The following is a 559-nucleotide window of genomic DNA, read 5'->3' as shown; positions in this document are numbered from 1 at the left end:
GAGAAGCCGGGCGCGAAGATGAACTTGTGGATCTGGGCTTCGCTCATCTTCTCGAGCTCGGCCTCGGTGACGAGACCTGAGGAGATCGCCTTGGCCTTGATCCTCTCGGTGTTGAGGCCGCGTCCGTTGTCGGCGATGCAGATGATGATGTGGCCGCCCTCGTGATAGGCGGACAGGCGGATGGTGCCCTGCTCGCCCTTGCCGGACGCGAGACGCTCGGCGGGGGTCTCCAGGCCATGGTCGGCGGAGTTGCGCACCATGTGGGTGAGCGGGTCCTTGATCAGGTCGAGCACCTGGCGGTCGAGCTCGGTGTCGGCGCCGTGCATCTCCAGCTCGATCTGCTTGCCGAGTTCGCTCGACAGATCGCGGACGATGCGGGGCAGCTTCTGCCAGGCATTGCCGATCGGCTGCATGCGCGTCTTCATGACGCCTTCCTGCAGCTCGGCGGTGACGTTGGACAGGCGCTGCAACGGCACCTTGAACTCGGTGTCCTCGTTGCGGCGGGAGATCTCCAGCAGCTGGTTGCGGGTCAGGACCAGCTCGGAGACCATGGTCATCA

The 559-nt window shown here is 64.8% G+C and carries 1 protein-coding gene; it reads right to left on the bottom strand.

Annotation, left to right across the window (positions count from 1 at the left end; translation table 11 throughout):
* Positions 1-559: ATP-binding protein (locus IVB46_RS10240; RefSeq protein ID WP_346016126.1), on the bottom strand; the 559-nt coding region annotated here is incomplete at both ends.

Source organism: Bradyrhizobium sp. 61, assembly GCF_023073075.1.
Classification (GTDB): Bacteria; Pseudomonadota; Alphaproteobacteria; order Rhizobiales; family Xanthobacteraceae; genus Bradyrhizobium; species Bradyrhizobium barranii.
The sequence above is the reverse complement of the archived record's forward strand: the minus strand, read 5'-3'. Positions and strand labels throughout refer to the sequence as shown.